The sequence below is a fragment of the Enterobacter sp. N5-15 genome (assembly GCF_057221635.1).
Genome location: NZ_CM170150.1, coordinates 1,776,975 through 1,801,689, shown reverse-complemented (window position 1 = coordinate 1,801,689; position 24,715 = coordinate 1,776,975). Strand labels below are relative to the sequence as shown.

The window sequence follows — 24,715 nt, the reverse complement described above, 5'->3', positions numbered from 1 at the left end:
TCCTCTTTTATTGCGAGAGTGCCGCTGACATTGCTTCCGGCTCGTTAATCGCCGAGGCTGTCAGGGTGTCAACAATACGTTTTGTCAGACCGGTGAGGACTTTACCTGGGCCGACTTCATACAGATGCTCAACGCCCTCCGCTGCCATAAACTCAACGGTTTTGGTCCACTGTACCGGGCTGTAGAGCTGGCGAACCAGTGCGTCACGGATAGCTTCCGGCGTGGTTTCGCATTTCACATCGACGTTGTTCACAACGGAAATCGTCGGTGCGTTAAACGTAATTTTTTCCAGCTCAACCGCCAGTTTCTCGGCAGCAGGCTTCATCAGCGCACAGTGAGAAGGCACGCTGACCGGCAGCGGCAGCGCACGTTTCGCGCCAGCAGCTTTACAGGCAGCACCCGCACGTTCAACCGCTTCTTTATGACCGGCGATAACCACCTGGCCCGGCGAGTTGAAGTTTACCGGAGAGACAACCTGGCCTTCAGCAGATTCTTCACACGCTTTTGCAATTGCAGCGTCATCCAGACCGATGATGGCAGACATGCCGCCCGTGCCTTCCGGCACCGCTTCCTGCATGAATTTACCGCGCAGTTCAACCAGACGTACCGCGTCAGCAAACGCGATCACGCCGGCACACACCAGCGCAGAGTATTCACCCAGGCTGTGACCGGCGAGCAGCGCTGGCGCTTTACCGCCCTGCTGCTGCCAGACGCGCCACAGCGCAACGGACGCGGTCAGCAGCGCTGGCTGAGTCTGCCAGGTTTTGTTCAGTTCTTCGGCCGGACCCTGCTGGGTCAGCGCCCATAAATCATAACCCAGTGCATCAGAAGCTTCACGGAAAGTCTCTTCAATTACCGGGTAGTTTGCTGCCATTTCAGACAACATCCCAACCGTTTGAGAGCCCTGGCCCGGGAACACAAAAGCAAATTGCGTCATTTTTTATTCCTTATCCTAGAAACGAACCAGCGCGGAACCCCAGGTGAACCCGCCACCGAAGGCTTCAAGCAAGACCAGCTGGCCCCGTTTGATTCGTCCATCGCGTACCGCTTCATCAAATGCGCACGGTACCGACGCCGCAGAGGTGTTGCCATGACGATCCAGCGTCACCACAACGTTATCCATCGACATGCCGAGCTTTTTAGCGGTCGCGCTGATGATACGCAGGTTCGCCTGATGCGGTACCAGCCAGTCAAGCGCGGAGCGCTCAAGGTTATTCGCTTCCAGCGTTTCATCAACGATGTGTGCAAGCTCAGTCACCGCCACCTTGAACACCTCGTTCCCTGCCATAGTCAGGAAAATCGAGTTGTCCGGATTAACGCGATCGGCGTTAGGCAGGGTCAACAGTTCGCCGTAGCTGCCATCAGCATGCAGATGCGTCGAGATGATACCCGGCTCTTCGGACTGCCCCAGCAGCACCGCGCCTGCACCATCACCAAAAATAATGATCGTTCCGCGATCGGTTGGATCGCAGGTGCGCGCCAGCACGTCAGCACCGATCACCAGCGCATATTTAACGGCACCGGATTTCACGTACTGATCGGCAACGCTCAGCGCATAGGTGAAGCCTGCACACGCGGCAGCGACGTCAAACGCCGGGCAGCCTTTGATGCCGAGCATGTTTTGCACCTGGCACGCCGCGCTTGGGAAAGCATGCGTGGCAGACGTCGTGGCGACCACGATCAAACCAATCTGTTCTTTATCAATGCCCGCCATTTCGATAGCACGCTGTGCGGCTTCGTAACCCATGGTCGACACGGTTTCGTCTGGCGCGGCAATACGACGTTCACGGATACCTGTGCGCGTGACAATCCACTCGTCAGACGTATCTACCATTTTTTCCAGATCGGCGTTGGTACGCACTTGTTTTGGCAGGTAGCTGCCGGTACCTAAAATCTTCGTATACATGTACGCTCAGTCACTTTTAGCTAATACAGATTCCAGGCGAGCGGCAATCCGCTGAGGGACTTGTCGCTGCACCGCCTGCACTGCCTGTTCAATCGCGACAGCAAATGCTCGCTGATTGGCGGCGCCATGACTCTTAATCACGATGCCGCGCAATCCTAACAGACAGGCGCCATTATACTGGTCGGGGTTGAGGTGACTGAATCGCCGCGTCAGGCTCTTTTGTAACCAACGCTTCAATAAAATTAGCCACCAGGCGCTTTTTTTGCCTTCTCCCTGAGATTTCAGCAGAGAAAGAAACATGCGCACGACCCCTTCCATGGTCTTCAACGTGACGTTTCCGGTGAAGCCATCGCACACCAGAACATCCGTTTTACCCGTCAACAACTCATTGGCTTCGAGATAACCAATATAGTTGATGGAGGGAACCTGTTTGAGCAATTCAGCCGCTTCGCGAATGCTGTCCAGGCCTTTGGTCTCTTCTTCACCAATGTTCAGTAACGCAACACGGGGAGTGTTGATCCCGACGACTTCTTCTGCCAGCACCGATCCCATCACGGCAAACTGAGCCAGCATAGTACTATCACAGTCGACGTTAGCGCCCAAATCGAGCACCACCGTTTTGCCCTTCTGCTGATGCGGTAACACCGTCACCAGCGCCGGACGCTCAATACCTTCAATAGGTTTGAGCAGTAATTTCGACAGCCCCATCAGCGCGCCGGTATTCCCCGCGCTAACGCAGGCCTGGGCTCGCCCTTCTTTCACCAGCTCCAGCGCTATCCGCATAGAGCTGCCACGACTATTGCGAATAGCCTGCGAGGGTCGGGCATCACTGGCAATAACTGACTGCGCAGGAATAATCTGCAGACGCGAACGTTGTTCAAAGTCAGCTTTTGCGAGTAATGGCGTGATTGCGTCGGGATTGCCGACTAAAAGAAGTGTGAGTTGCGAATTAGAATTCAGTGCCTGCAATGCTGCAGGCACTGTCACGGAAGGGCCAAAATCTCCCCCCATGACATCTAACGCCAGGGTTAGACGTGTCAAGGTATCGTCGCAGCCTGGTTCGGTAAATTCCCCGTTTGCACGGGGAAATCCTCACTAAGCCTAATCACGCTTGCGCGTGATTACTTAGTGATAACCTTGCGGCCGCGGTAGAAACCGTCAGCGGTGATGTGGTGACGCAGGTGTTTCTCACCAGAAGTCTTGTCTACAGACAGGCTGGTAACTGCAGTCAGCGCGTCATGGGAACGACGCATGCCACGTTTGGAACGGGTTGGTTTATTCTGTTGTACGGCCATGGACCTTACTCCTCAATTACTTACGCTTTAAGCTGGCTAATACGGCAAATGGGTTTGGTTTTTGCGCTTCATCAGGCAGTTCCCCAAAGACCATGTCCGCCTCGGACACTTCACAGTGTTCAGAATCATGCACCGGAACCACTGGCAAGGTGAGGATGATTTCATCTTCAACCAGAGCCAGAAGATCGATTTCACCGAATTCGTTAACCTCAATCGGCTCATACGCTTCCGGGAGTGCTTCAGCCTGTTCGTCAGAACGAACCGGACTGAAACAATACGTTGTGTGAACATGCTGTACAAACGGTTTCCCGCAACGCTGACACTCGAGCGTTACCGTCACCTTTGCATCACCGGTTAAAACGGCGAGACGCTGGTTGTCGATAGCGAACGACATGGAGCATTCTACATCACTGTCCACACTGACTACGGATTCGGCAATACGCTCAGCCTGATCGGAAGTATAGATACCTTCGTAATCGAGGCGTTTTTGAGCCGTACGAACCGGATCAAGAGTCAGGGGTAATTTTACCTTTTGCATAGGGCGCGCATATTAACTTTGTAACGTCATAGAGTCAAAGAAAAAGGCAACCAGAGCTGCCTTTTGCCAATTATTCGCACACATTGCGGCCTGTAGTTTAAAATGGCTGGCATCGATACGCTATATCTGGTGATAAAAATATGCCAAATCTCGTCCTTGCTTCCACTTCTCCCTACCGCCGAACGCTGCTGGAAAAGCTCGGGATCCCGTTTGAATGCGCCGCGCCAGAGGTTGATGAGACGCCACAGCCGGGCGAATCACCGCGTCATCTGGTGACGCGTCTTGCTAAGGAAAAAGCGCAGTCGCTGGCCGCACGCTATCCTTCGCATTTGATTATAGGCTCCGATCAGGTTTGCGTGCTGGACGGCGAAATCACCGGCAAGCCCCATACGGAAGAGAAAGCCTGCCAGCAGCTTCTGCGTGCGCGAGGCACGATCGTGACCTTTTATACGGGCCTGGCGCTCTTTAACTCCGCCAGCGGTCATCTGCAAACGGAGTGCGAGCCGTTCGACGTACACTTCCGCCATCTCAGCGAGCAAGAGATCGTGGATTATGTGCGCCGGGAACGACCGCTGAACTGTGCGGGGAGTTTTAAAAGTGAAGGATTGGGGATTGCGCTGTTCGACAAGCTGGACGGTCGCGATCCCAACACGCTGGTGGGGTTACCGCTGATTGCCCTGTGTCAGATGTTAAGACGAGAAGAGTGTAATCCGCTGACAATGTGACTGGGACGCTGCGGCCTGATGCCCTCACCCCGGCCCTCTCCCACAGGGAGAGGGAGGAAAGCAAAATCAGCCGCGCAGAACCTTAAGACAGCGTTTCAACTGCTCATCTAACGGCGCTTCAATACGGATGACTTCCCCCGTATTAGGATGGGTAAACTTCAGCGCTGCCGCATGCAGGAACAGACGCGACAGCCCCGTCCCCGCCAGTTGCTTATCAAACTCGCGGTCGCCATAGCGGTCATCAAAGGCGATTGGGTGTCCTGCAAACTGCGTATGCACGCGGATCTGGTGGGTACGACCGGTCACCGGACTGCAGCGCACCAGCGTGGCAAACTCATAGCGCTCTTCAACTTTAAAGCGCGTCTCAGACGGTTTCCCTTCCTGGCTCACGCGGACAATACGTTCACCGCTTTGCAGAATATTCTTCAGCAGCGGCGCCTGCACCACCTTTACATGGGACTGCCACTGACCGCGAACCAGCGCCAGGTAGTCTTTCTGCATCCCTTTTTCTCGCAGCTGTTCGTGCAACGAACGCAGCGCAGAACGCTTTTTCGCCACCAGCAGTACGCCAGAGGTGTCGCGGTCAAGACGGTGCACCAGCTCAAGGAAGCGCGCTTCCGGGCGCAGGGCTCGCAGCCCTTCAATCACGCCGAAGCTCAGACCGCTACCGCCATGGACAGCCGTTCCTGACGGTTTATTGAGCACCAGAATGTGATCATCTTCGTAAAGGATCACATCGCTCAGGGCCGCCACTTTCTGTAGCTTCGGTGAAACGGTCTCTTCTTCACGTTCCGCAACGCGCACCGGCGGAATACGCACTTCATCGCCCGCCTCGAGTTTGTACTCGGGCTTCACGCGTTTTTTGTTAACCCGCACCTCGCCCTTACGCAGGATGCGGTAAATCATACTCTTTGGCACACCTTTCAACTGGGTGCGCAAAAAGTTATCGATACGTTGCCCCGCGTCATCTTCGGCGATGGCAACCATTTTTACGGCTGGAGTCTCTGTTTTCATGGTTGGCGATTCTAAATATCGTCAGCCATTAGCGCCACTCATTTTTCTATGCTTATATTTACTTTTATCTGGCCAGCTCCCCGTTTCGCGCAACCGATTTGGTGGTTATTAAACCAATCGCCATTCTGAAGTGAAGAAACTGTGAGTAACCGGGTGATAATTGGTAAAAGTCATCTTGCTATAACCCGGCGAGCAGTGGAATAATGAGGCTGTTTTCCGTGTTAAATCCTGGTTAAGTAAGGATGTTGACGGAATGACCAATTTTGTCTGACCGATCATCAACGCAGCAATGGCGTAAGACGTATTGATCTTTCAGGCAGTTAGCGGGCTGCGGGTTGCAGTACTTCCCGGTATAAGGATTGTTCTCTGGAGAGTTCTACCCAGGCAATTCCCCTGATAATTGCGCTGTGTTTCCGTATGAAACACAGGCAACCGACACTCTGCGCCTCTTAAGCGAGCGACAACCGTGAGGTTGGCGACGTGAACAGACACGAGGCCATCGGTTCATACCCCGGAAAGCGTCACCTTGCCCGCAGCTTTGTCGTCAATGTAAGAATAACGAGTAAGTTACGATGAAAAGAATGTTAATCAACGCAACTCAGCAAGAAGAGTTGCGTGTCGCCCTTGTGGATGGGCAGCGCCTGTACGATCTGGATATCGAAAGTCCTGGACACGAACAGAAAAAAGCGAACATTTACAAAGGTAAAATCACCCGCATTGAACCAAGCCTTGAAGCTGCATTTGTCGATTACGGTGCTGAGCGTCATGGTTTCCTCCCCCTGAAAGAAATCGCCCGCGAATATTTCCCTGCAAACTACAACGCCCATGGCCGCCCAAACATCAAAGATGTTCTGCGTGAAGGTCAGGAAGTTATCGTTCAGATTGATAAAGAAGAGCGTGGCAACAAAGGTGCCGCACTGACCACCTTTATCAGCCTGGCAGGGAGCTATCTGGTTCTGATGCCTAACAACCCGCGTGCGGGTGGCATCTCTCGCCGTATCGAAGGTGATGACCGTACCGAGCTGAAAGAAGCGCTGGCAAGCCTCGAACTGCCTGATGGCATGGGGCTTATCGTGCGTACCGCAGGCGTAGGCAAATCAGCCGAAGCGCTGCAATGGGACCTGAGCTTCCGTCTGAAGCACTGGGAAGCCATTCAGAAAGCAGCGGAAAGCCGCCCTGCTCCGTTCCTGATCCACCAGGAAAGTAACGTTATCGTGCGTGCCTTCCGTGATTACCTGCGTCAGGACATCGGTGAGATTCTTATCGATAACCCGAAAGTGCTTGAGCTGGCGCGCCAGCACATCGCCGCGCTGGGTCGTCCGGATTTCACCAGCAAAATTAAACTGTACACCGGTGAAATCCCGCTGTTCAGCCACTATCAGATCGAATCCCAGATTGAGTCGGCCTTCCAGCGTGAAGTGCGCCTGCCTTCCGGCGGTTCTATCGTTATCGATACCACTGAAGCGCTGACCGCTATCGACATCAACTCCGCACGTGCAACGCGCGGTGGCGATATCGAAGAGACCGCCTACAACACTAACCTCGAAGCCGCTGATGAAATCGCCCGCCAGCTCCGCCTGCGCGACCTGGGTGGTCTGATTGTTATCGACTTCATCGACATGACCCCTGTTCGCCATCAGCGTGCGGTTGAAAACCGTCTGCGCGAAGCAGTGCGTCAGGACAGGGCGCGTATCCAGATTAGCCATATCTCACGCTTTGGCCTGCTGGAGATGTCCCGTCAGCGTCTGAGCCCGTCTCTCGGTGAGTCCAGTCATCACGTCTGTCCGCGCTGCTCCGGCACCGGTACCGTGCGTGATAACGAATCTCTGTCCCTCTCCATTCTGCGTCTGATTGAAGAAGAAGCGCTGAAAGAGAATACCAAAGAGGTTCACGCCATTGTGCCAGTGCCCGTTGCCTCTTACCTGCTGAACGAAAAACGTGCAGCGGTAAGTGCGATTGAAGCGCGTCAGGGCGGCGTTCGCTGCATCATCGTGCCAAACGACCAGATGCAGACCCCACACTATCACGTACTGCGTGTGCGTAAGGGCGAAGAGACAACCACCCTCAGCTACCTGCTGCCGAAGCTGCATGAAGAAGAGATGGCCCTGCCTTCCGATGAAGAGCCTGCCGAGCGCAAACTGCCAGAGCAGCCTGCGTTAGCGACCTTCATCATGCCAGAAGCGCCACCGGAAGCAGCTCTGGAAAAACCTGCTGCCAAACCTGAAGCGCAGAAACCAGAAGCAGCTGCAGCGAAAGCCCAGCCGGCACAGCCGGGTCTGCTGAGCCGCTTCTTTGGCGCGCTGAAGAAGATGTTTGCTGAAGAAGAAGTTCAGCCAGAGCAGCCGAAAGAAGAGCCTAAAGCGGCCAAACCAGAGCGTCAGCAGGATCGTCGCAAGCGTCAAAACAACCGCCGCGATCGTAACGACCGCAGCGATCGTAATGACCGTAATGACCGCAGCGAGCGTCGTGACAACCGCGACAATCGCTCTGAGAATGGCGAAGGCCGTGAGCAACGCGAAGACAACCGCCGCAACCGTCGCGAGAAACAACAGCCAAATGTTGAAGATCGTGAAATTCGCCAGCAGGCGGGCGATGAGTCTGAGAAGAGCAAACAGCGTGATGACCAGCAGCCGCGCCGTGAACGCAGCCGTCGTCGTAACGACGAGAAGCGTCAGGCACAGCAGGAAGTCAAAAACCTGAACCGCGAAGAGCCTGTTGAACAGCAGGACGGCGAGCAGGAAGAACGTACTCAGGTTATGCCGCGTCGTAAGCAGCGCCAGCTTGCTCAGAAAGTTCGCTTCGCCTCTGAAGTAACCGAAGAGTCAGCCGTTGTCGCGGTTGAAACCAGCGAGAGCACAACCGGTACGCAGCTGGCGAAAGTTGATCTCCCAGCGGTCGTTGAAAACAACGTTGAGCAGGATGATAACGGTGAAAACCGTGATAACGCCGGTATGCCGCGCCGTTCACGCCGTTCTCCACGTCATCTGCGCGTCAGCGGCCAGCGCCGTCGTCGCTATCGTGACGAGCGTTACCCAACTCAGTCGCCAATGCCGCTGACCATTGCCTGTGCTTCACCAGAAATGGCCTCCGGTAAAGTCTGGATCCGCTACCCGGTTGCTCGCCCGGAGCAGGTTGTTGAAGAACAGCCTGTAACCGAAGAGGTGATTGCACCCGCAGCAGCGATAGAAGACGTCGTGACTGAAGCGGCAACCGTGGTTGAGCCTCAGGTTGTTGAAACTGAAGCACCTCACGCAGTGGAAGTTGAAACCACCCATCCAGAAGTGATTGCCGCGCCGGTTGATGCCGCACCGCAGCTTATCGCCGAGGAAGATGCCGTGGTGGCTGAGGAAGTCGCTGAAGAGGCTGAACCTGTAGCCGCAGTGGAAGACACCGCTGAAACCCTCGTTGAAACCACCACTGAAGAAGTCGTTCAGGACGTTGAGATTCAGGTTGAACCGGTTGTCGAAGAAGCGAAAGCGCCTGAGGTGAAACCTGAGCCGGTTGTCTCTGCGCCAGCCGCTGCCCACGTGGCGACGGCACCAATGACGCGCGCCCCGGCGCCGGATTACGTGCCAGAAGCCCCGCGTCACAGTGACTGGGTACGCCCGGCGTTCAGCTTTGACGGTAAAGGCGCTGCAGGCGGCCACAGTGCAACGCATCAGGCGACTGCACCGGCAACGCGTCCGCAGTCTGTCGAATAACGACGCTGAAAGTAAAAAGCCGACCTTAGGGTCGGCTTTTTTTATGGCTGCTGCACGGGCTTTCTCATCCCGGTGACCTCCGGCATGACCTGCCGCATCAACTCCAGAAAACGCCGCAAGCGTGCCGGATAATAACGGGACCAGGGATAGACCAGATGCACCGGTAGCGCCGCTGGCTGCCACTCTGGCAGCAAATGCACCAGCCGCCCTTCCCGAATATCATCCTGTACCGTCCAGCTGGATACCACCGCGACGCCAAGGCCGGTAAGCGCCGTGTTGCGTGCGACATACAGGCTATCGGTGCTGAGGCGTGGGGTAATCGCCACTCGCGCGGTGGCAGGTGATGCATCGTGAAAAAGCTCTACATGGCGCTGGTAGAAAGAGCTAATCGCTATCCAGGGAAACTGCTGCAAATCCTCCGGCGTGGTAACCGTTGGAAAACGGGCCAGCAGCGCCGGTGAAGCCACCACCGAGCGCGGCACTTCGGCCAGCAGCACGGATACGGTCGCCGGATCGACCTCCACGCCCACCCGAATAGCACAGTCAAGGTTGTCGCCGAGGAAGTCCGCCGACCGATCGTTGAGCATCCACTCAATCGAAAGCTGCGGATAGCGTTGCAAAAATTCGGTTACGGGTTTCAGAAGCTGGTCCTGACCAAACGCGTGGGGTGCCCGCACCCGCAGCACGCCTACGGGCTCATCTTCCGTCTGCCCCACCTCATCTTCCAGCGCCAGCCAGCTGTCAATCACCCGACGGGCGTGTTGATAGCAGCGCTCGCCGTCATCCGTCAGCCGCGTCGTATGGGTAGTGCGCAGTATCAGGCGCACCCCCAGCATGGTCTCCAGCGACTGTAACCGTCTGCTCACCGTGGCCTGAGTGGTGGCCAGCTGCCGCGCCGCCGCAGAGAGGGAACCCGCCTCCACAATGCGGACAAACGTCCGCATTAACTCGACCCTGTCTATACGCTCAGCTCTTTTCATCGCATTTTCACTTATACGTTCAACGTATAAGCGTTTTACCACCGGGCCCGCTACCGTCGCAAGACGTACTGATAAAAAATAGCCTCACACGACGAATGAGGAACATCTTATGAACACAACAACCGCCGCCCATGCCGTGAGCCGCTGGGTAATCTTAATGCTGGCGATAGGTGCAGGTTTCAGCGTGGCATCTATCTATTATGCTCAGCCTCTGCTGCCGCTGATGGGCGCAGACCTTCACCTGAGTATCGAAGGAATGGGCCTGGTCCCGACGCTCACCCAGGCGGGATATGCCCTGGGGATCCTGTTCCTGCTACCGCTCGGCGATCGCCACGACCGCAGGACGTTAATCCTGATAAAGAGTGCGGCGCTGGCGCTGTTTCTTCTCGGCTGTAGCCTGACCGGGCAGATCCATTCTCTGCTGCTGGCAAGCCTGCTCATCGGCATGGCCGCCACCATGGCACAGGATATCGTCCCTGCCGCGGCCATTCTTGCGCCGGAAGGTAAACAGGGGAAAACCGTAGGCACGGTAATGACCGGGCTGCTGATGGGCATCTTATTATCAAGAACCGTGAGCGGCGTGATGGGCGAAGCGTTTGGCTGGCGCGTCATGTACCAGCTGGCGGCGGCGAGCATTGCGTTCATCGGGGTTATGATGTGGTTTGTGCTTCCCCGTTTTGCCATTCACTCCACGCTGAGCTACCCGGCGCTGATGCGCTCAATGGAACATCTGTGGCGTCGCTATCCGGCGCTGCGCCGTGCGGCGCTGGCCCAGGGTTTTCTGTCGGTTGCCTTTAGCGCCTTCTGGTCTACGCTTGCGGTCATGCTGCTGGAACGCTATCACCTGGGTAGTGCCGTCGCGGGGGGCTTTGGTATTGCTGGTGCCGCCGGTGCGTTAGCTGCCCCGCTGGCAGGAGGTCTGGCGGACAAACTCGGCGCGGGAAAAGTCACGCAGCTTGGTGCAGTTCTTGTGACCGTCTCATTCGCCCTGATGTTCCTGATGCCCGCGTTGGGCGTTCATGGACAGCTGATGCTGATCGCCGTCTCCGCCGTCGGGTTCGACCTGGGCCTGCAGTCCAGCCTGGTCGCTCACCAGAACCTGGTATACAGCCTTGAACCGCAGGCGCGGGGTCGTCTCAATGCCCTGCTCTTTACGGTGGTCTTTATCGGGATGGCGCTGGGTTCCGCGTTAGGCAGCAATATCTACTCGCTGGCTGGCTGGACGGGCGTGGTCGCGCTGGCGACAGTCTGTGGCGTCATTGCGCTGGCAATCCGTCTGATAGAAAGCGCACGAGTCGCCTCCGCACCGGCGGAAGTTGCATAAAAAAAATGCCCAATCCAGACGGATTGGGCAGTAAAACATGCCCAGTGTCAAGACATGTTCTAAGAGGTCAAGATGTTATTTGTTCAGCTGGAACAGAGACATGCCCTGCATATCGCTAAACGCTTTATAAGACGCCTGCAGGGCCGCCTGCTGCATGGTGTAAGAGGAAATCGCTTCGTTCCAGTCAACATCCACCAGGTCACTCATCTGCTTGGTCTGACCCAGGGCGCGGTCATCACCCAGCGTATCGAGTTTTTCCAGCTCGTTCATCTTGGTTCCCACATCCGCAACGACCGTCAGGACGTTGTTCTGGGAGTTTTTGATGCCGATTTGCGCATTGGCAATCACCTGGTTTTGCGCCGTTGCGGCAGCCGGATCGTTCTCAATCGGTGTCTTCAGCGACGCAATGGCAGAATCCAGGATTTTGAACATGTTGGTCTGGCCATATCCACCGCCCGGCAGCTGTTCCGCATTACTGGTAATGCTTTCGAAAATTTGCTGTCCGGTATGGCTGATGGTCATATTTCGCGCCGTATCAACCTGCTGGGTGATGGCCTCTGCGCCGCCGTTGTAATCCCCGGTCGCGGCATCAAACGGTGCGCTCTCGGTTTTGTATCCCGCAAAGATAAAGCGACCATTACCATCCGTCGTGTTGGCCAGGTTCATCAGCTGATCGCGGATCCCCTGAATATCGGTCGCCAGAGAAAGACGGTCGTCATCGCTTAATGTGCCGTTCGACGCGTAGACTAACTTCTCGCGCACGCTTGAGATTGCGGTGTTCACCTGGGTTAACACGTTATCTTCCAGCGAGACCTTCTGCGTTGCAAAGGTACGCGCGAGTGCAAACTGGCTGTTTTGCGACTGAGATTGCGACAGAACGATGGCCTGCGACGCGGCGATAGGATCGTCCGAAGGACGATTGACGCGCTTACCGGAGGACATCTGCTCACCGTAGCTCAGCCATCTGCTCTGGGAATCGGTGATCCCACGCATGTTCTGCTCATACATCATCTGGGTGCTAATACGCATTGTTCACCTCAACCTTAACGAATGTTGATAATTGCATCGAAGAGCGTACTGGCAGTTTGTAACACCTGGGCATTGGCCAGGTAATACTGCTGATAACGCTGCAAATTGCCATACTCTTCGTCGAGGTTTACCCCAGAGATGGTTTGCTGCTGCTTGACTAGCTGTGTTTCCACATTGGCTTTCGTCTGGCTACTCACCTTCAGTGACGCCGTTGAGCTACCGACGGTACTGACGAGAGAGGCATACGCATCGTTGAAGGTTTTGTTGCCCCCCACCACTTTAGCGTTTTGCAGATCGAGCAGTTTTTGGCCGTTACGGTTGTCACTTTCGCCGCCGTTCTGCACCGATGCCATCGCCAGTTTTGATTCGTCGCTGATCGCGAGATCCATGTTCATGATGACGTTGGAAACAGGCTTCACGGTGAAACTGTCTTTGGTATTTGCCGTGCCGCTGACGTTGACGTTAAGGCCATCAAACGACAGATTACCGCTGGCATCCGGGCTCATCGTAAAGCTGGTTTTGTCTGACGTGCGGGTGACCGTCCAGTCAGTACCGTTAAACTGCAGCTTATAGTCTGTCGCCTGGACCTGTTTACTGTCCGCCACGGAGGCCGTGACAACGGCCGAGCCGCCGTTCTTGCTGTTGGACAGCACCGCCGGAGAACCAAAGTTGAACAGCTTACCGCCCGCATCACCGTTCGCATCAAAACCGGCTTCATGCTGCGTGTTCATCGCATCGGCGAAGGCCAACGCCATCTGGTTCAGGCTGTTACGCGCTTTATCCAGATCTTCCGTGCGGAAGGTCAGTAAACCGCCCAAAGAACCGGTGGTGATAAATTTCTCGGGGATCTCAATATTACCCGCCACGTCATCGACGTAGGCGATGGTCGTACGAGCCGGATCGGCGCTGGACTTCACGGCTGCCAGCTGGCTGGCTTTGCTGCCCTGCACCAGGCTGTAACCGTTGCCGAGAGAGATATTAAACGTGCCGCTATCCTGTACGGAGACTTCCACGCCCACGATTTTGTTCAGTTCGGTCACGAGCTGATCCCGCTGGTCAAGCAGGTCGTTAGGCGAAGCACCCGCACCAACGCCGGTCAATCGAGAAATCTGATCGTTCAGATTCGCAATCTGTGTCGCGTAGTTGTTGATCTGAGACACGCTGCTTGAGATGGCGGTATTGACCTGCGTATCCTGGTCACGAAGATACTGATCGTTGGTTTTGAACTGATTGACCAGACCACCCGCTTTCCCCAGCACCGTCTGACGTGCAGCCGGGTCTTCCGCGTTGCTCACCAGGGTTTGCAGGCTTTTGAAGAAATCCTGCAGGGTGGTGGAGAGCGAGTTGGTGGTATCGGAGAGCACATCATCGATTTTTGACATCTGCTGATAGCGCGTCGTCAGACCGCTGCTCTGCGTCTGCGCGGCGCGCAGCTGGTTGGTGATGAAGGCGTCATACTCACGCTGGACACCGGAGACATAAACCCCGTTACCCACCCAGCCACCGCCGGTCAGCGTGCTGTTAGATGCGCCCAGCACCGTGCTCTGGCGGGTGTAACCTGCCACGTTATAGCTTGAAATATTATTACTGACGGTATTGAGTGCCGACTGCGCGGCACTGAGGCCACTCATGGCGCTGTTAATCAAACTGGACATGGGGGTTCCTTTTATACGTTCAGACACGAGTCCTGATGAAGGTTATCGGCAACCTCCACCGGGACTTGAGAACTTTCAGAACAGATTTTCAATATCTGTGCTATAGGCTTTGCTGACCTTCTCGCCCATGGATTTCAGCTGCTGGATCATGCTGGTGAGCTTGCGTGCATAGTTCGGGTCAGTCGCGTAGCCCGCGTTTTGCAGCGCCTGAGCACCCTGCTCCGCCGTCGCCGCCTGCGTAACGGCGGTATAACGCGGATTTCGGCTCAGCAGGCCGACATAATCGGACAATGCTTCCAGATAAGAGCTGTAGACGCGGAATTTTGCTTTGACCTTCACCGCCGCACCGTTCTCGTATTCGGTGGTGGTGATCTCCGTTGTCGGCCCCTTCCAGCTGGAGGTGGCCTTCACGCCGAAGATGTTGAAGCTCGGCTCGCCGTTTTCCTTGCGGATCTGGCGCTGACCCCAGCCCGACTCCAGCGCGGCCTGCGCCAGAATCAGGTGATGCGGCACGCCGCTCTGCTGGCTGGCAAGGCGCGCAGGCAGAGAAAGCTGCGCCAGGAAGTCTTTGCTGTCACCGGAGAGCGGCTCATCGCCGCTGCCCGTCGCTTTAGGTATGGCTTTACGCACCATTTGCGTCAGGGCCTGGTTCTGATAACTGGTCACCGTTTCCAGGTCGAACTTCATCGGCACCTGCTCCGGCTGCTCCTGAGGCTGAATGCCCTGCGCGGCTTCGGTCTGTTTCACAATCATGTCAGCCAGACCGAGGCCTTTACCGGCGGTCATCTGCTGCGCAATCTGCTGGTCATACATGCTGGTGTAGAGACGCGTTGAATCACTGCTGAACATCCCGTCTTTCGGCAGGGTTTCACGCATGCTTTTCAGCATCATCTGTACAAACATCCCTTCAACCTGGCGGGCGACCGGGCGGATGTTCGCCGCCGGGTCTTTGCCTGCTTTGGTTTTCAGTTCGTTGAGCGACTGGGCGTCCCAGGCTGCACTGGTCAACAGTTTGCTATCGGTCAGCATTAGATGATTTCCAGTTTGGCGCGCAGGCAGCCCGCGCTTTGCATGGATTGCAGGATAGACATCAGGTCCATCGGCGTTGCCCCCAGGGCGTTCAGGGCGCGTACCACGCTGTTCAGGTTGGCGCTGGAGCGAACGCTCTGCAGCGACCCGCCGCTCTGGCGCATATCAATCTGCGTTTGCGGCGTCACCACCGTCTGACCGCCACCAAATGGCGTATTCGGCTGGCTCACGTTCGCGGAGCGGTTTACCGTCACGGAGAGATTCCCCTGCGCCACGGCACAGCTGTCCAGCGACACTTCCCGGTTCATCACCACCGATCCGGTACGGGAGTTGATGATCACCTTGGCATCCTGTACCGGAACGTTCACTTCCATATTCTGGATATCCGCCAGCATGCGCACCTGGTTGCTGCTGCCGGTGGAGGTGCGGATCTGCACGGTGCGCGCATCAAGAGCCGTTGCATTACCGTAGCCGCGGCTGCGGTTGATGGTATCGGCAATTTGCTGCGCCATCGTGAAGTCTTCATTATTGAGCTGCAGGTTGATGGTGTTGCCCGCGCCAAACTGGGTCGGCAGTTCACGCTCAATGATCGCACCGTTGGTGATACGTCCACCGTTCAGCTGGTTCACCTGCACGCTGCTTCCACCTGCGGATGCACCCGCACCGCCAACCAGAATGTTCCCCTGCGCCAGCGCATACACCTGGCTGTCAACGCCTTTCAGCGGAGTCATCAGCAGCGTACCGCCGCGCAGGCTTTTGGCGTTACCCATTGAGGAGACCACCACATCAATGGTCTGCCCCTGACGCGCAAACGCCGGGAAGGAGGCGGTGACCATTACCGCGGCCACGTTTTTCAGCTGCATGTTGGTTCCCGCCGGCACGGTAATGCCGAGCTGGGAAAGCATGTTGTTCAGGCTTTGGGTGGTGAACGGCGTCTGGGTCGTCTGGTCACCGGTACCATCCAGACCCACCACCAGGCCGTAGCCAATCAGGGAGTTTTCACGTACGCCCTGAACGCTGGTGAGGTCGCGAATACGGTCAGCCTGGGCAAATGTTGCCACCAGCGCGAGCGCCACGGCGAAGATCGATTTAAACATGGGTCACCTCGCTTACATCGGCGATAAATTAAGGAAGAAGCGCTGCAGCCAACCCATATTTTGCGCTTCATTGATATAGCCGTTACCGACGTACTCAATGCGCGCATCCGCCACCTGGGTGGACGGAACGGTGTTGGTGCCGCTGATGGTGCGAGGGTTAACCACGCCCGAGAAGCGAATGAATTCAGTGCCCTGGTTGATGGCGATCTGTTTTTCACCCACAACGTGTAAGTTGCCGTTAACCAGAACCTGGTCAACCGTGACCGTCAGCGTACCGCTGAAGGTGTTGCTGGCGTTCGCGCCGCCTTTGCCGTTAAAGGTATTGCCGCCGGACGCGTTCACATCAGCACGCGCGTTGCCGAACAGCCCTTCGAGATAACGTGGCACGGTATCGAAGCCAAAATTGGTTTTGCCATCGCGGCTGGCGTTCGCCGACGAGCTCTTGCTCGCGCTGACGTTTTCCTGCAGCACAATGGTCAATGTATCGCCGACGTTACGCGGGCGGCGATCTTCAAACAGCGGCTGATAGCCGTAATTAATCGGCTGCGCGGTCTGGAAAATGGAGCCGTTTACCACTGGCGAAGGGCCAGGAACGGGTTGGGCAGTCGTCGCACCCTGGACCAATGGTTTAGACGGGATCAAAGCACACCCGCTGAGGGTGACAGCCAGAACAGTCAGTATCGGATAACGAAACGCCGCGTTTTTTTGCATTGCCTTCATCTTCGAAAACAGGGAGCCGGTGCGGCGTTTACCGCACCGGGCTACACCTTAGAGTTGCGTCAGTTTCTGCAGCATCTGGTCGGTCGTCGACACTGCTTTACTGTTAATTTCATACGCGCGCTGAACCTGGATCATATTCACCAGCTCTTCCGCCACGTTCACGTTGGACGTTTCAACATAACCCTGGTACAGCAGGCCCGCACCGTTCAGGCCCGGGGTGCTCTCATTCGGCGTACCGGAGGATTGCGTTTCGGTGTAGAGGTTCTCACCAATGCTTTCCAGACCGGTATCGTTCATGAAGGTGGTCAGGTTAAGCTGCCCAACCTGAACCGGCGCGGCCTGTCCCTGCTGGGTCACGCTGACCACACCGTCACGTCCGATGGTGATGCTCAGGGCGTTCGCCGGGATGGTAATCGCAGGCTGAACCTGGAAACCGCCCGCCGTCACCAGCTGGCCGTTCTGATCGACCTGGAACGAACCGTCGCGGGTATAGGCAGAGGTACCGTCAGGCAGCTGCACCTGGAAGAAGCCCTGGCCTTTGATCGCCACGTCTTTACTGTTGTTGGTCTGTGACAGGTTGCCCTGGCTGTGCAGACGCTCGGTGGCCACCGGGCGAACGCCGGTACCGATCTGCAGGCCCGACGGCAGCGTCGTCTGTTCAGAAGACTGCGCGCCCGGCTGGCGGATGGTTTGATAAAGCAAATCTTCGAAAACGGCACGCTGACGCTTGAAACCATTGGTGCTCACGTTTGCCAGGTTGTTGGCAATCACGTCCATATTGGTTTGCTGGGCGTCCAGGCCAGTTTTCGCGATCCATAAAGAACTGATCATAAGGAGTCCTGTTAACTCATAGCCAGAAGTTGGTTAGCTTTGCTCGCGTTTTCATCCACGCTGCTGATGATCTTCATCTGCATTTCAAAACGACGGGCGCTGGCGATCATGTCGCTCATGGCGGCTACCGGCTTGACGTTGCTGCCTTCCAGAACGCCGGACATCACGCGGATGCTCGGGTCGGCCTGTAACGTGGCACCACGCGTCGCCTGCGCCGCCTGGGTCAGACGGAACATGCCGTCGTCGCCACGCTGCACGTCTTTGCCTTCCGCCTTAACCAGCTTCAGACGTCCGACGGGCGCAACGGTGTTGGCCGGGTCGCCCGGGTTCAGCGCCGAAATGGTGCCGTCCGCGGCGATAGTCAGCTCAGAGCCTTCCGGCACGGTCAGCGGACCCGCTTCACCCATCACCGGATGACCCTGAATCGTCAGCTGGCCCGTCGCGCTCACCTGGATATTGCCGTTACGGGTATAGCCTTCGCTGCCGTCCGCCGTTTGCACCGCCAGCCAGCCGTCCTGCTGCAGGGCTACGTCCAGCGGGCGTGAGGTGTAGTCCATCTGCCCTGGCGTCATGTCTGCACCAGGGGTTGATGCCGTCACCAGCGTACGGGTTGGCAGAGAGAGCCCTTCAACCGGCACCGCGCGCAGCGCATTAAGCTGCGCGCGAAAGCCCGGCGTAGAGGCGTTTGCCAGGTTGCTGGCAGTAACGGCCTGCTGATTGAGCGTCTGGCTTGCCGCGCCCATCGCGGTATATATTGCGTGATCCATTGCGCTTTCCTGTTAGCCGCTTAACGCAGGTTAACCAGCGTGTTGAGGATCTGATCCTGGGTTTTGATGGTCTGCGCGTTCGACTGATAGTTACGCTGCGCGACAATCATGTTCACCAGTTCTTTACTCATATCCACGTTGGAGGCTTCCAGCGCGCCGTTGGTCAGCTTGCCGAAGTTACCGGTGCCTGCGGTACCCAGCAGCGCCACCCCGGAGGACTGGGAGGCAGACCAGACGTTGTCGCCTTCCGATTTCAGGCCTTCGTTGTTGGCGAAGTTTGCCAGCACGATCTGTCCCAGAACCTGAGACTGTTCGTTAGAGTAGCTTCCCACCACGGTGCCATCGTCGTTGATCTGGTAGCTCACCAGATCGCCAGGCTTGTAGCCGTTCTGATTGGTTGCCACAACGCTGTTCGCTCCAGTGTTCTGCTGCATGGAGTTCTGGAAGCTCAGGGAGAAGGTCGCAGCCGTCGCACCGCTGACAGAACCCGTGGTGATGTTAATTGCCGGCGTGGCGTTTGGCGTTGCGCTCAGTACACCCGCAGCGTCGTAGTTATAGACACCCGCCAGGTTACCGTTCGCATCAAAGTTCATCTGCGCCGCTTTGGCCGCAGTAGAACCCGCAACGCTGCCGTCCTGAGTGTAAAGATCCCATTTATTGTCGGCCGTCTTAACGTAGTAGACATACATGTTATGGGCGTTACCCTGGCTGTCGAATACGGTCACGGTCCCTTTTTTGTTATAGGTATCCGGGTTTGTCGCATCGAAGGGGGCTGTTTGAACAGGATCGGTTGAGTTCAGGTTGATCTGCTGCGTCGCGGTGGTGGTCGATTTCGCCGCCATCAGGGTATTCGGGATAGTAATCGCCTGAGGGTTCGCACCGGTCTGAACGGTTGGTGGCGTACCCGCTACCGGGTAGCCCGTCAGCTGCATGCCCTGCATGTTAACCAGCGTACGGTTTTCGTCCAGCTTGAACTGACCGTTACGGCTGTAGAACACAGAGCCGTTGGAATCGACCATACGGAAGAAACCGTTCTGGCTGATGGCAACGTCCAGACCACGACCGGTGTTGGTGGTGGTGCCGTCGGTAAAGTCCTGAGTGATGCCCGCAACTTTCACGCCCAGGCCGACTTTGGAACCGGCAAACATGTCTGCAAATGAAGCAGAACCGGATTTAAAACCGTAGGTCGCGGAGTTGGCGATGTTGTTGCCAATGACGTCCAGGTTGGTGGCCGCAGCATTCAGGCCGCTGACCGCTTGAGAAAAGGCCATGACTTACTCCTGATAAGTGTTAAGGCTTAGATAATCTGCCGAACTTCGTCGAGTGTGGTGGAACCAGAGGTTCCCAAATCCAGTTTGTTGCCGTCGCTTCCTTTAATCACGCCCTGGACCAGCGCGAACTGCAGCGGCTGCGCCACCAGCTGGGTCGTGCCGTTGCTGGCGCTGATCGCGACTTTGTAGGAACCGTTTGGTGCTTTAGTGCCGTCGGTCAGGCTGCCATCCCAGGTAAAGGTGTGAACGCCCGCCTTCAGCTCGCCGATATCAATGGTGCGAACCACCACGTTATTGGCATCCGTGATCGTTGCAGTCACCTTTTCAGCCGGCTGCTGGAGCTCAACGCCAAACGGCGTTGTGGTCGTTGTGGTGTTGCCTTCGGTGGTGCTGGTGCCCGCCAGAATCGTGGTTCCCGGGATCATCACCCCGTGACCAATCAGACTTGCCGCCTGCAGAGACTGCGCACTGTTAATCTGCCCAGAGACGGAGCCGAGGGTGGTGTTGAGTTTCTCAATGCCGCTCACGGTGCTGATCTGCGCAAGCTGCGTGGTCAGTTCGTTGTTCTGCATTGGGTTGGTGGGATCCTGGTTCTTAAGCTGCGCCACCAGCAGCGTCAGAAAGCTGCCCTGAAGATCGGAGGCATTGCTCCCGGTGAGGGAGTTAGAACCTGTCGTACTCTTCGTGTTATTAACACCCGAGTTCGTAGGATCATTCACATTTACGGCGATGGACATGCATGTCTCCTTTACTGGCCGAGAGTGAGCGTTTTGAGCATCATGCTCTTCACGGTATTAAGCACTTCGACGTTGGCCTGGTAGCTACGGGAAGCCGACATGGAGTTCACCATCTCACCCACCACATCCACGTTTGGCATTTTCACGTATCCGCTGGCATCCGCGAGCGGGTTACCCGGTTCATACACCAGCCTGTCCGGCGCCTGGCTCTCTACCACATCAGACACCTTCACGCCGCCCGTCGCCGCGCCAGGCGCAGCATCGACCTGAAAGACAACCTGTTTGGCCCGATACGGCTGGCCGTCTGGTCCGGTTACGCTGTCGGCGTTTGCCAGGTTACTGGCAGCCACGTTCAGGCGTTTGGACTGCGCGGTTAACGCCGAACCGGCAATATCAAAAATATTCAACAAGGCCATCTATCAGTTCCCCCCCTGCAGGACGTTCATCATGCCTTTGATTTGTCCGCCGAGTACGGTCAGGCCCGTCTGGTATTTCAGGCTGTTATCGGCAAACTGCGTACGCTCCCGGTCCATATCCACGGTGTTACCGTCGAGTGAGGGCTGATCGGGAATGCGGTAAAGTAAATCGGTCGCTGGCGCGGTCATCGCCTGAGCAGGTATATGGCGAGAGGATGTCATGGCAAGTGCAACACCCGTTCCTTCGGCACGTCCACGCTCCATCACCTTTTTGAGTTCACTGGAAAAATCAATATCGCGCGCCTGAAACCCTGGGGTATCGGCGTTAGCGATGTTGGCGGCTAAAATCTCCTGCCGCTGGGCGCGTAAATTGAGCGCTTCCTGCTGAAAACGTAACGCGGCGTCGAGTTTATCGAGCATGTCTCCTCCGCTGATGGCAAAATTTCAGTTCACAGCTTAAATCTCACCCGGTCTCCCCTATCGACGGAATAAGCGCAAAATGCGTCGCTATTTATTGCGTTGATGCAAAACCACTGCAGGTAGAATTCATTCAACTCTGGAAACGGTGGAACTTGCGATGCAAACGTTAAAACGTGCCCTGATGGCAACTTTCTTGCTGTTTAGCCCTCTGGTGCAGGCTGAAGGCTTACAGGATCGGCTGACGGCTTTTTTTGCTGAAAAGCTGGCAGGCTTTAGCGATGAGGTTAACGTGACCGTGCGCACCCCACCGAATCTGTACCCTACCTGTGACCAACCGTCATTCAGCGTGACGGGGACCACCAGGCTGTGGGGAAATGTGAACGTGCTGGCACGCTGCGCCAACGAAAAACGCTATTTACAGGTTGCAGTTCAGGCGACGGGCAATTATGTTGTCGCCGCCGTGCCGATTGCGCGCGGCAGCGTGCTGCAGACGAACAGCGTGACGTTGAAGCGCGGCCGTCTGGATCAGCTGCCTCCACGTACCATGCTGGAAATGAATCAGGCACAGGACGCCGTCAGCCTGCGCGATGTCGCCCCCGGCCAGCCGATACAGCTCTCAATGCTGCGGCAGTCATGGCGGGTAAAAGCGGGTCAACAGGTGATGGTGGTGGCCAACGGAGATGGCTTTAGCATCAACAGTGAAGGGAAAGCGTTAAACAATGCCGCGGTGGCGCAAAACGCCCGCGTCAGAATGTCCTCAGGCCAGGTGGTGAGCGGAACCGTCGATTCTGATGGGAATATTCTGATTAACCTATAATCTTTTTAAAGATTTCGCGGCGCGTGCCGATAAATATTCCACTAATGATGATGTCAGGCGCAAACGCCGCGAACCCTCGATGAGGACAACACTATGAGCATTGATCGTACATCAGCCCTGAAGCCGGTAAGCGCTGTACAACCTCGCGAAACGAATGACGCGACGACGCAGAAAACGCGTCTGGAAAAACCGTCAACGTCCAACAGCACCAGCGTAACCCTGAGCGACGCGCAGGCAAAACTGATGCAGCCAGGCAGCAACGATATCAATATGGAACGTGTTGAAGCGCTGAAAACGGCTATTCGTAACGGTGAGCTGAAAATGGATACCAGCAAGATTGCTGATGCCCTGATTCAGGAAGCACAGAGTTTCTTACAGAGTAACTAACCGTATGAGTCGACTGTCAGAAATACTGGATCAAATGACGGTTGTCCTGAACGACCTGAAAACGGTAATGGACGCTGAGCAGCAGCATCTCTCTTCCGGTCACATCAACGGCAGCGCGCTGCAGCGTATTACTGAAGACAAAAGTTCGCTTCTGGCAACGCTGGATTATCTGGAGCAACAGCGCCGCGCTGAGCAGGATCCTAAGCGCAGCGCCAATGACGATATTGTTGAGCGCTGGCAAACCATTACCGAAAAAACCCAGCACCTGCGCGACCTTAACCAGCACAACGGCTGGCTACTGGAAGGTCAGATTGAGCGTAATCAGCAGGCGCTTGAGGTCTTGAAACCGCATAAAGAAACCGGACTGTACGGTGCGGATGGTCAGACGGCGACTGCGCGTATTGCGGGAGTTAAAAAGATTTCGATTTGACGCCTGGGCGAAAAATCATGCAGCGGGGAGCACCATAAGGTGAACTCCCCTTTTGGCGTTTATGCCGTACGGCGGGCAAACTCTTTCACTTTGAAGCCCAGCACCGCGAGCGTGGCAAAGTAAGCCACCACCCCGACGCCTACCACGGCCATCAGCCGCATCAGACGGTAAGGCATGGTGCCCTGAGACCACTCCGGCATCACGTACATCATGCCGAGCAGCGCGGCAGACATCACCAGTACCGCCACAACCAAACGCACGAGGAAACTTCCCCAGCCCGGCTGCGGCGTAAAGATATCCTGCTTGCGCAGCTGCCAGTACAGCAGCCCGGCATTCAGACAGGCCGCCAGACCAATCGATAATGACAGGCCTGCATGCTTCAGCGGACCAATAAACGCCAGGTTCATCAGCTGGGTCATAATCAGCGTCACAATGGCAATTTTCACCGGCGTTTTGATGTCCTGACGCGAGTAGAACCCGGGCGCCAGCACCTTGACGACGATCAGCCCCATCAATCCGACCGAGTAGGCAATCAGCGCGCGCTGGGTCATGGCGGCATCAAAGGCGGTGAATTTTCCGTACTGGAAGAGCGACACCGTCAGCGGTTTAGCCAGAATACCCAGCGCCACCGCGCTTGGCAGGGCCAGCAGGAAGCAGAGACGTAACCCCCAGTCCATCAGGCGGCAATATTCATCATGGTTGCCGCTGGCAAAGCTTTTCGACAGCGACGGCAACAGGATGGTCCCCAGCGCCACGCCCAGCACCCCGGACGGGAACTCCATCAGACGGTCGGCGTAGTACATCCAGGAAACCGAGCCGGACACGAGGAAAGAGGCAAAGATGGTGTTAATGATAAGCGAGATCTGGCTGACGGAGACGCCGAGAATAGCGGGCCCCATCTGCTTGATCACGCGCATCGCCCCGGCATCTTTGAGATTGATGCGCGGCAGCACCAGCATGCCGATTTTTTTCAGATGCGGCAGCTGGTACGCCAGCTGCAGCACGCCGCCGACGGTGACCGCCCAGGCCAGCGCCAGCACCGGCGGGTTAAAGTGCGGCGCGGCGAACAGGGCAAAACCGATCATGCTGACGTTGAGAAACGTCGGCGCAAACGCCGGAACAGAGAAGCGGTTCCAGGTATTCAGGATCGCCCCCACCAGCGAGGCCAGCGAGATGAGCAGAATATAGGGGAAAGTAATGCGCAGCAGCTGCGAGGTCAGCGCAAATTTGTCAGCCGTATCGGCAAAACCGGGCGCGGTCACCATAATCACCCACGGCGCGGCCAGCATCCCGAAAACGGTCACCACCGCCAAAGCCAGCGTCAGCAGCCCGGAGACATAAGAAACAAAGACGCGCGTCGCGTCTTCACCCTGCTTGCTTTTATATTCCGCCAGAATAGGCACGAATGCCTGAGAAAACGCCCCTTCCGCAAAAATACGACGCAGCAGGTTCGGCAGTTTGAACGCGACGAAAAAGGCGTCCGTGGCCATCCCTGCACCAAATACCCTTGCCACAATGGCGTCGCGCGCAAAACCCAGCACGCGGGAAAACATGGTCATCGAGCTGACGGCCGCCAGCGATTTTAATAAGTTCATTAACGTGAATTTCCAGAACCATACGGAATTG

25 protein-coding genes are annotated in these 24,715 nt (G+C 56.4%); 6 read left to right on the top strand and 19 right to left on the bottom strand.

Annotated features, from left to right (window positions below):
• Positions 1 to 7: 7 nt before the first annotated feature.
• From fabD to yceD, 5 genes are all read right to left on the bottom strand, one after another.
• Positions 8 to 937 carry an ACP S-malonyltransferase gene (gene fabD, locus AC2TE5_RS08490; RefSeq protein ID WP_059311028.1) on the bottom strand — a complete coding sequence of 310 codons (930 nt, stop codon included), beginning with the start codon at positions 935 to 937 and terminating at the stop codon, positions 8 to 10.
• Positions 938 to 952: 15 nt separating this feature from the next.
• Entirely contained in the window at positions 953 to 1,906 is a 954-nt protein-coding gene (locus AC2TE5_RS08485; RefSeq protein WP_032658014.1) for a beta-ketoacyl-ACP synthase III, read from the bottom strand.
• A 6-nt stretch (positions 1,907 to 1,912) separates the two neighbouring features.
• A complete protein-coding gene (plsX, locus tag AC2TE5_RS08480; RefSeq protein ID WP_060568787.1) occupies positions 1,913 to 2,947 on the bottom strand; it encodes a phosphate acyltransferase PlsX in 1,035 nt (344 codons plus the stop codon).
• A gap of 80 nt (positions 2,948 to 3,027) precedes the next feature.
• Positions 3,028 to 3,201 (bottom strand): 50S ribosomal protein L32, encoded by a 174-nt coding sequence (gene rpmF, locus AC2TE5_RS08475; RefSeq protein WP_003857964.1) that lies wholly within the window; start codon positions 3,199 to 3,201, stop codon positions 3,028 to 3,030.
• Between the two features lie 16 nt (positions 3,202 to 3,217).
• The gene (gene yceD, locus AC2TE5_RS08470) at positions 3,218 to 3,739 is read right to left on the bottom strand and encodes a 23S rRNA accumulation protein YceD (RefSeq protein WP_014883375.1); all 522 of its coding nucleotides are present in this window, start codon (positions 3,737 to 3,739) and stop codon (positions 3,218 to 3,220) included.
• 140 nt (positions 3,740 to 3,879) lie between these two features.
• Here yceD and AC2TE5_RS08465 point away from each other — a divergent pair, with 140 nt between their 5' ends.
• Positions 3,880 to 4,464, top strand: coding sequence for a Maf family protein (locus tag AC2TE5_RS08465; RefSeq protein WP_484613021.1), 585 nt, complete (start codon positions 3,880 to 3,882; stop codon positions 4,462 to 4,464).
• A 66-nt stretch (positions 4,465 to 4,530) separates the two neighbouring features.
• On the opposite strand, the gene rluC is transcribed toward AC2TE5_RS08465, so the two are convergent.
• Complete coding sequence (rluC, locus tag AC2TE5_RS08460; protein ID WP_024909023.1) at positions 4,531 to 5,478, bottom strand: 23S rRNA pseudouridine(955/2504/2580) synthase RluC; 948 nt, start codon at positions 5,476 to 5,478, stop codon at positions 4,531 to 4,533.
• Positions 5,479 to 6,050: 572 nt separating this feature from the next.
• On the opposite strand from rluC, the gene rne reads away from it, so the two are divergent.
• Entirely contained in the window at positions 6,051 to 9,179 is a 3,129-nt protein-coding gene (gene rne, locus AC2TE5_RS08455; RefSeq protein WP_484613020.1) for a ribonuclease E, read from the top strand.
• Between the two features lie 41 nt (positions 9,180 to 9,220).
• On the opposite strand, the gene AC2TE5_RS08450 is transcribed toward rne, so the two are convergent.
• Positions 9,221 to 10,123, bottom strand: coding sequence for a LysR substrate-binding domain-containing protein (locus AC2TE5_RS08450; RefSeq protein WP_407601102.1), 903 nt, complete (start codon positions 10,121 to 10,123; stop codon positions 9,221 to 9,223).
• A gap of 145 nt (positions 10,124 to 10,268) precedes the next feature.
• Here AC2TE5_RS08450 and AC2TE5_RS08445 point away from each other — a divergent pair, with 145 nt between their 5' ends.
• Entirely contained in the window at positions 10,269 to 11,483 is a 1,215-nt protein-coding gene (locus tag AC2TE5_RS08445) for an MFS transporter (protein ID WP_484613019.1), read from the top strand.
• 75 nt (positions 11,484 to 11,558) lie between these two features.
• Here the strand turns inward: AC2TE5_RS08445 and flgL are convergent, their stop codons facing one another.
• The 11 genes from flgL to flgB form a co-directional block, all read right to left on the bottom strand.
• The gene (gene flgL, locus AC2TE5_RS08440) at positions 11,559 to 12,512 is read right to left on the bottom strand and encodes a flagellar hook-associated protein FlgL (protein ID WP_213328257.1); all 954 of its coding nucleotides are present in this window, start codon (positions 12,510 to 12,512) and stop codon (positions 11,559 to 11,561) included.
• A 14-nt stretch (positions 12,513 to 12,526) separates the two neighbouring features.
• Positions 12,527 to 14,167: a flagellar hook-associated protein FlgK gene (flgK, locus tag AC2TE5_RS08435; protein ID WP_484613018.1), complete on the bottom strand. Its 1,641-nt coding sequence runs from the start codon at positions 14,165 to 14,167 to the stop codon at positions 12,527 to 12,529.
• 75 nt (positions 14,168 to 14,242) lie between these two features.
• On the bottom strand, positions 14,243 to 15,196 hold the full coding sequence (gene flgJ, locus AC2TE5_RS08430; protein WP_484613017.1) for a flagellar assembly peptidoglycan hydrolase FlgJ: 954 nt from the start codon (positions 15,194 to 15,196) through the stop codon (positions 14,243 to 14,245).
• The gene (locus AC2TE5_RS08425) at positions 15,196 to 16,293 is read right to left on the bottom strand and encodes a flagellar basal body P-ring protein FlgI (RefSeq protein WP_148243241.1); all 1,098 of its coding nucleotides are present in this window, start codon (positions 16,291 to 16,293) and stop codon (positions 15,196 to 15,198) included. The genes flgJ and AC2TE5_RS08425 overlap by 1 nt, the downstream gene beginning before the upstream one ends.
• Positions 16,294 to 16,305: 12 nt before the next feature.
• Positions 16,306 to 17,004: a flagellar basal body L-ring protein FlgH gene (flgH, locus tag AC2TE5_RS08420; protein WP_148243242.1), complete on the bottom strand. Its 699-nt coding sequence runs from the start codon at positions 17,002 to 17,004 to the stop codon at positions 16,306 to 16,308.
• A 57-nt stretch (positions 17,005 to 17,061) separates the two neighbouring features.
• Entirely contained in the window at positions 17,062 to 17,844 is a 783-nt protein-coding gene (flgG, locus tag AC2TE5_RS08415) for a flagellar basal-body rod protein FlgG (RefSeq protein WP_008500810.1), read from the bottom strand.
• An 11-nt stretch (positions 17,845 to 17,855) separates the two neighbouring features.
• The gene (locus AC2TE5_RS08410; protein WP_484613016.1) at positions 17,856 to 18,611 is read right to left on the bottom strand and encodes a flagellar basal body rod protein FlgF; all 756 of its coding nucleotides are present in this window, start codon (positions 18,609 to 18,611) and stop codon (positions 17,856 to 17,858) included.
• Positions 18,612 to 18,631: 20 nt separating this feature from the next.
• Positions 18,632 to 19,882, bottom strand: coding sequence for a flagellar hook protein FlgE (gene flgE / locus AC2TE5_RS08405; protein ID WP_029740348.1), 1,251 nt, complete (start codon positions 19,880 to 19,882; stop codon positions 18,632 to 18,634).
• A 26-nt stretch (positions 19,883 to 19,908) separates the two neighbouring features.
• A complete protein-coding gene (gene flgD, locus AC2TE5_RS08400; RefSeq protein ID WP_464283141.1) occupies positions 19,909 to 20,619 on the bottom strand; it encodes a flagellar hook assembly protein FlgD in 711 nt (236 codons plus the stop codon).
• A gap of 11 nt (positions 20,620 to 20,630) precedes the next feature.
• Complete coding sequence (gene flgC / locus AC2TE5_RS08395) at positions 20,631 to 21,035, bottom strand: flagellar basal body rod protein FlgC (RefSeq protein WP_008500814.1); 405 nt, start codon at positions 21,033 to 21,035, stop codon at positions 20,631 to 20,633.
• Positions 21,036 to 21,038: 3 nt separating this feature from the next.
• A complete protein-coding gene (gene flgB / locus AC2TE5_RS08390; protein WP_023311135.1) occupies positions 21,039 to 21,455 on the bottom strand; it encodes a flagellar basal body rod protein FlgB in 417 nt (138 codons plus the stop codon).
• 157 nt (positions 21,456 to 21,612) lie between these two features.
• On the opposite strand from flgB, the gene flgA reads away from it, so the two are divergent.
• From flgA to flgN, 3 genes are all read left to right on the top strand, one after another.
• Positions 21,613 to 22,272, top strand: a complete 660-nt coding sequence (gene flgA / locus AC2TE5_RS08385) for a flagellar basal body P-ring formation chaperone FlgA (protein ID WP_484613015.1) — start codon at positions 21,613 to 21,615, stop codon at positions 22,270 to 22,272.
• A 93-nt stretch (positions 22,273 to 22,365) separates the two neighbouring features.
• Positions 22,366 to 22,659, top strand: a complete 294-nt coding sequence (flgM, locus tag AC2TE5_RS08380; RefSeq protein ID WP_023335261.1) for a flagellar biosynthesis anti-sigma factor FlgM — start codon at positions 22,366 to 22,368, stop codon at positions 22,657 to 22,659.
• Between the two features lie 4 nt (positions 22,660 to 22,663).
• Positions 22,664 to 23,089, top strand: a complete 426-nt coding sequence (gene flgN, locus AC2TE5_RS08375) for a flagella biosynthesis chaperone FlgN (RefSeq protein WP_025755834.1) — start codon at positions 22,664 to 22,666, stop codon at positions 23,087 to 23,089.
• Positions 23,090 to 23,148: 59 nt separating this feature from the next.
• On the opposite strand, the gene murJ is transcribed toward flgN, so the two are convergent.
• Positions 23,149 to 24,684, bottom strand: coding sequence for a murein biosynthesis integral membrane protein MurJ (gene murJ, locus AC2TE5_RS08370; RefSeq protein ID WP_484613014.1), 1,536 nt, complete (start codon positions 24,682 to 24,684; stop codon positions 23,149 to 23,151).
• Positions 24,685 to 24,715: the final 31 nt, after the last annotated feature.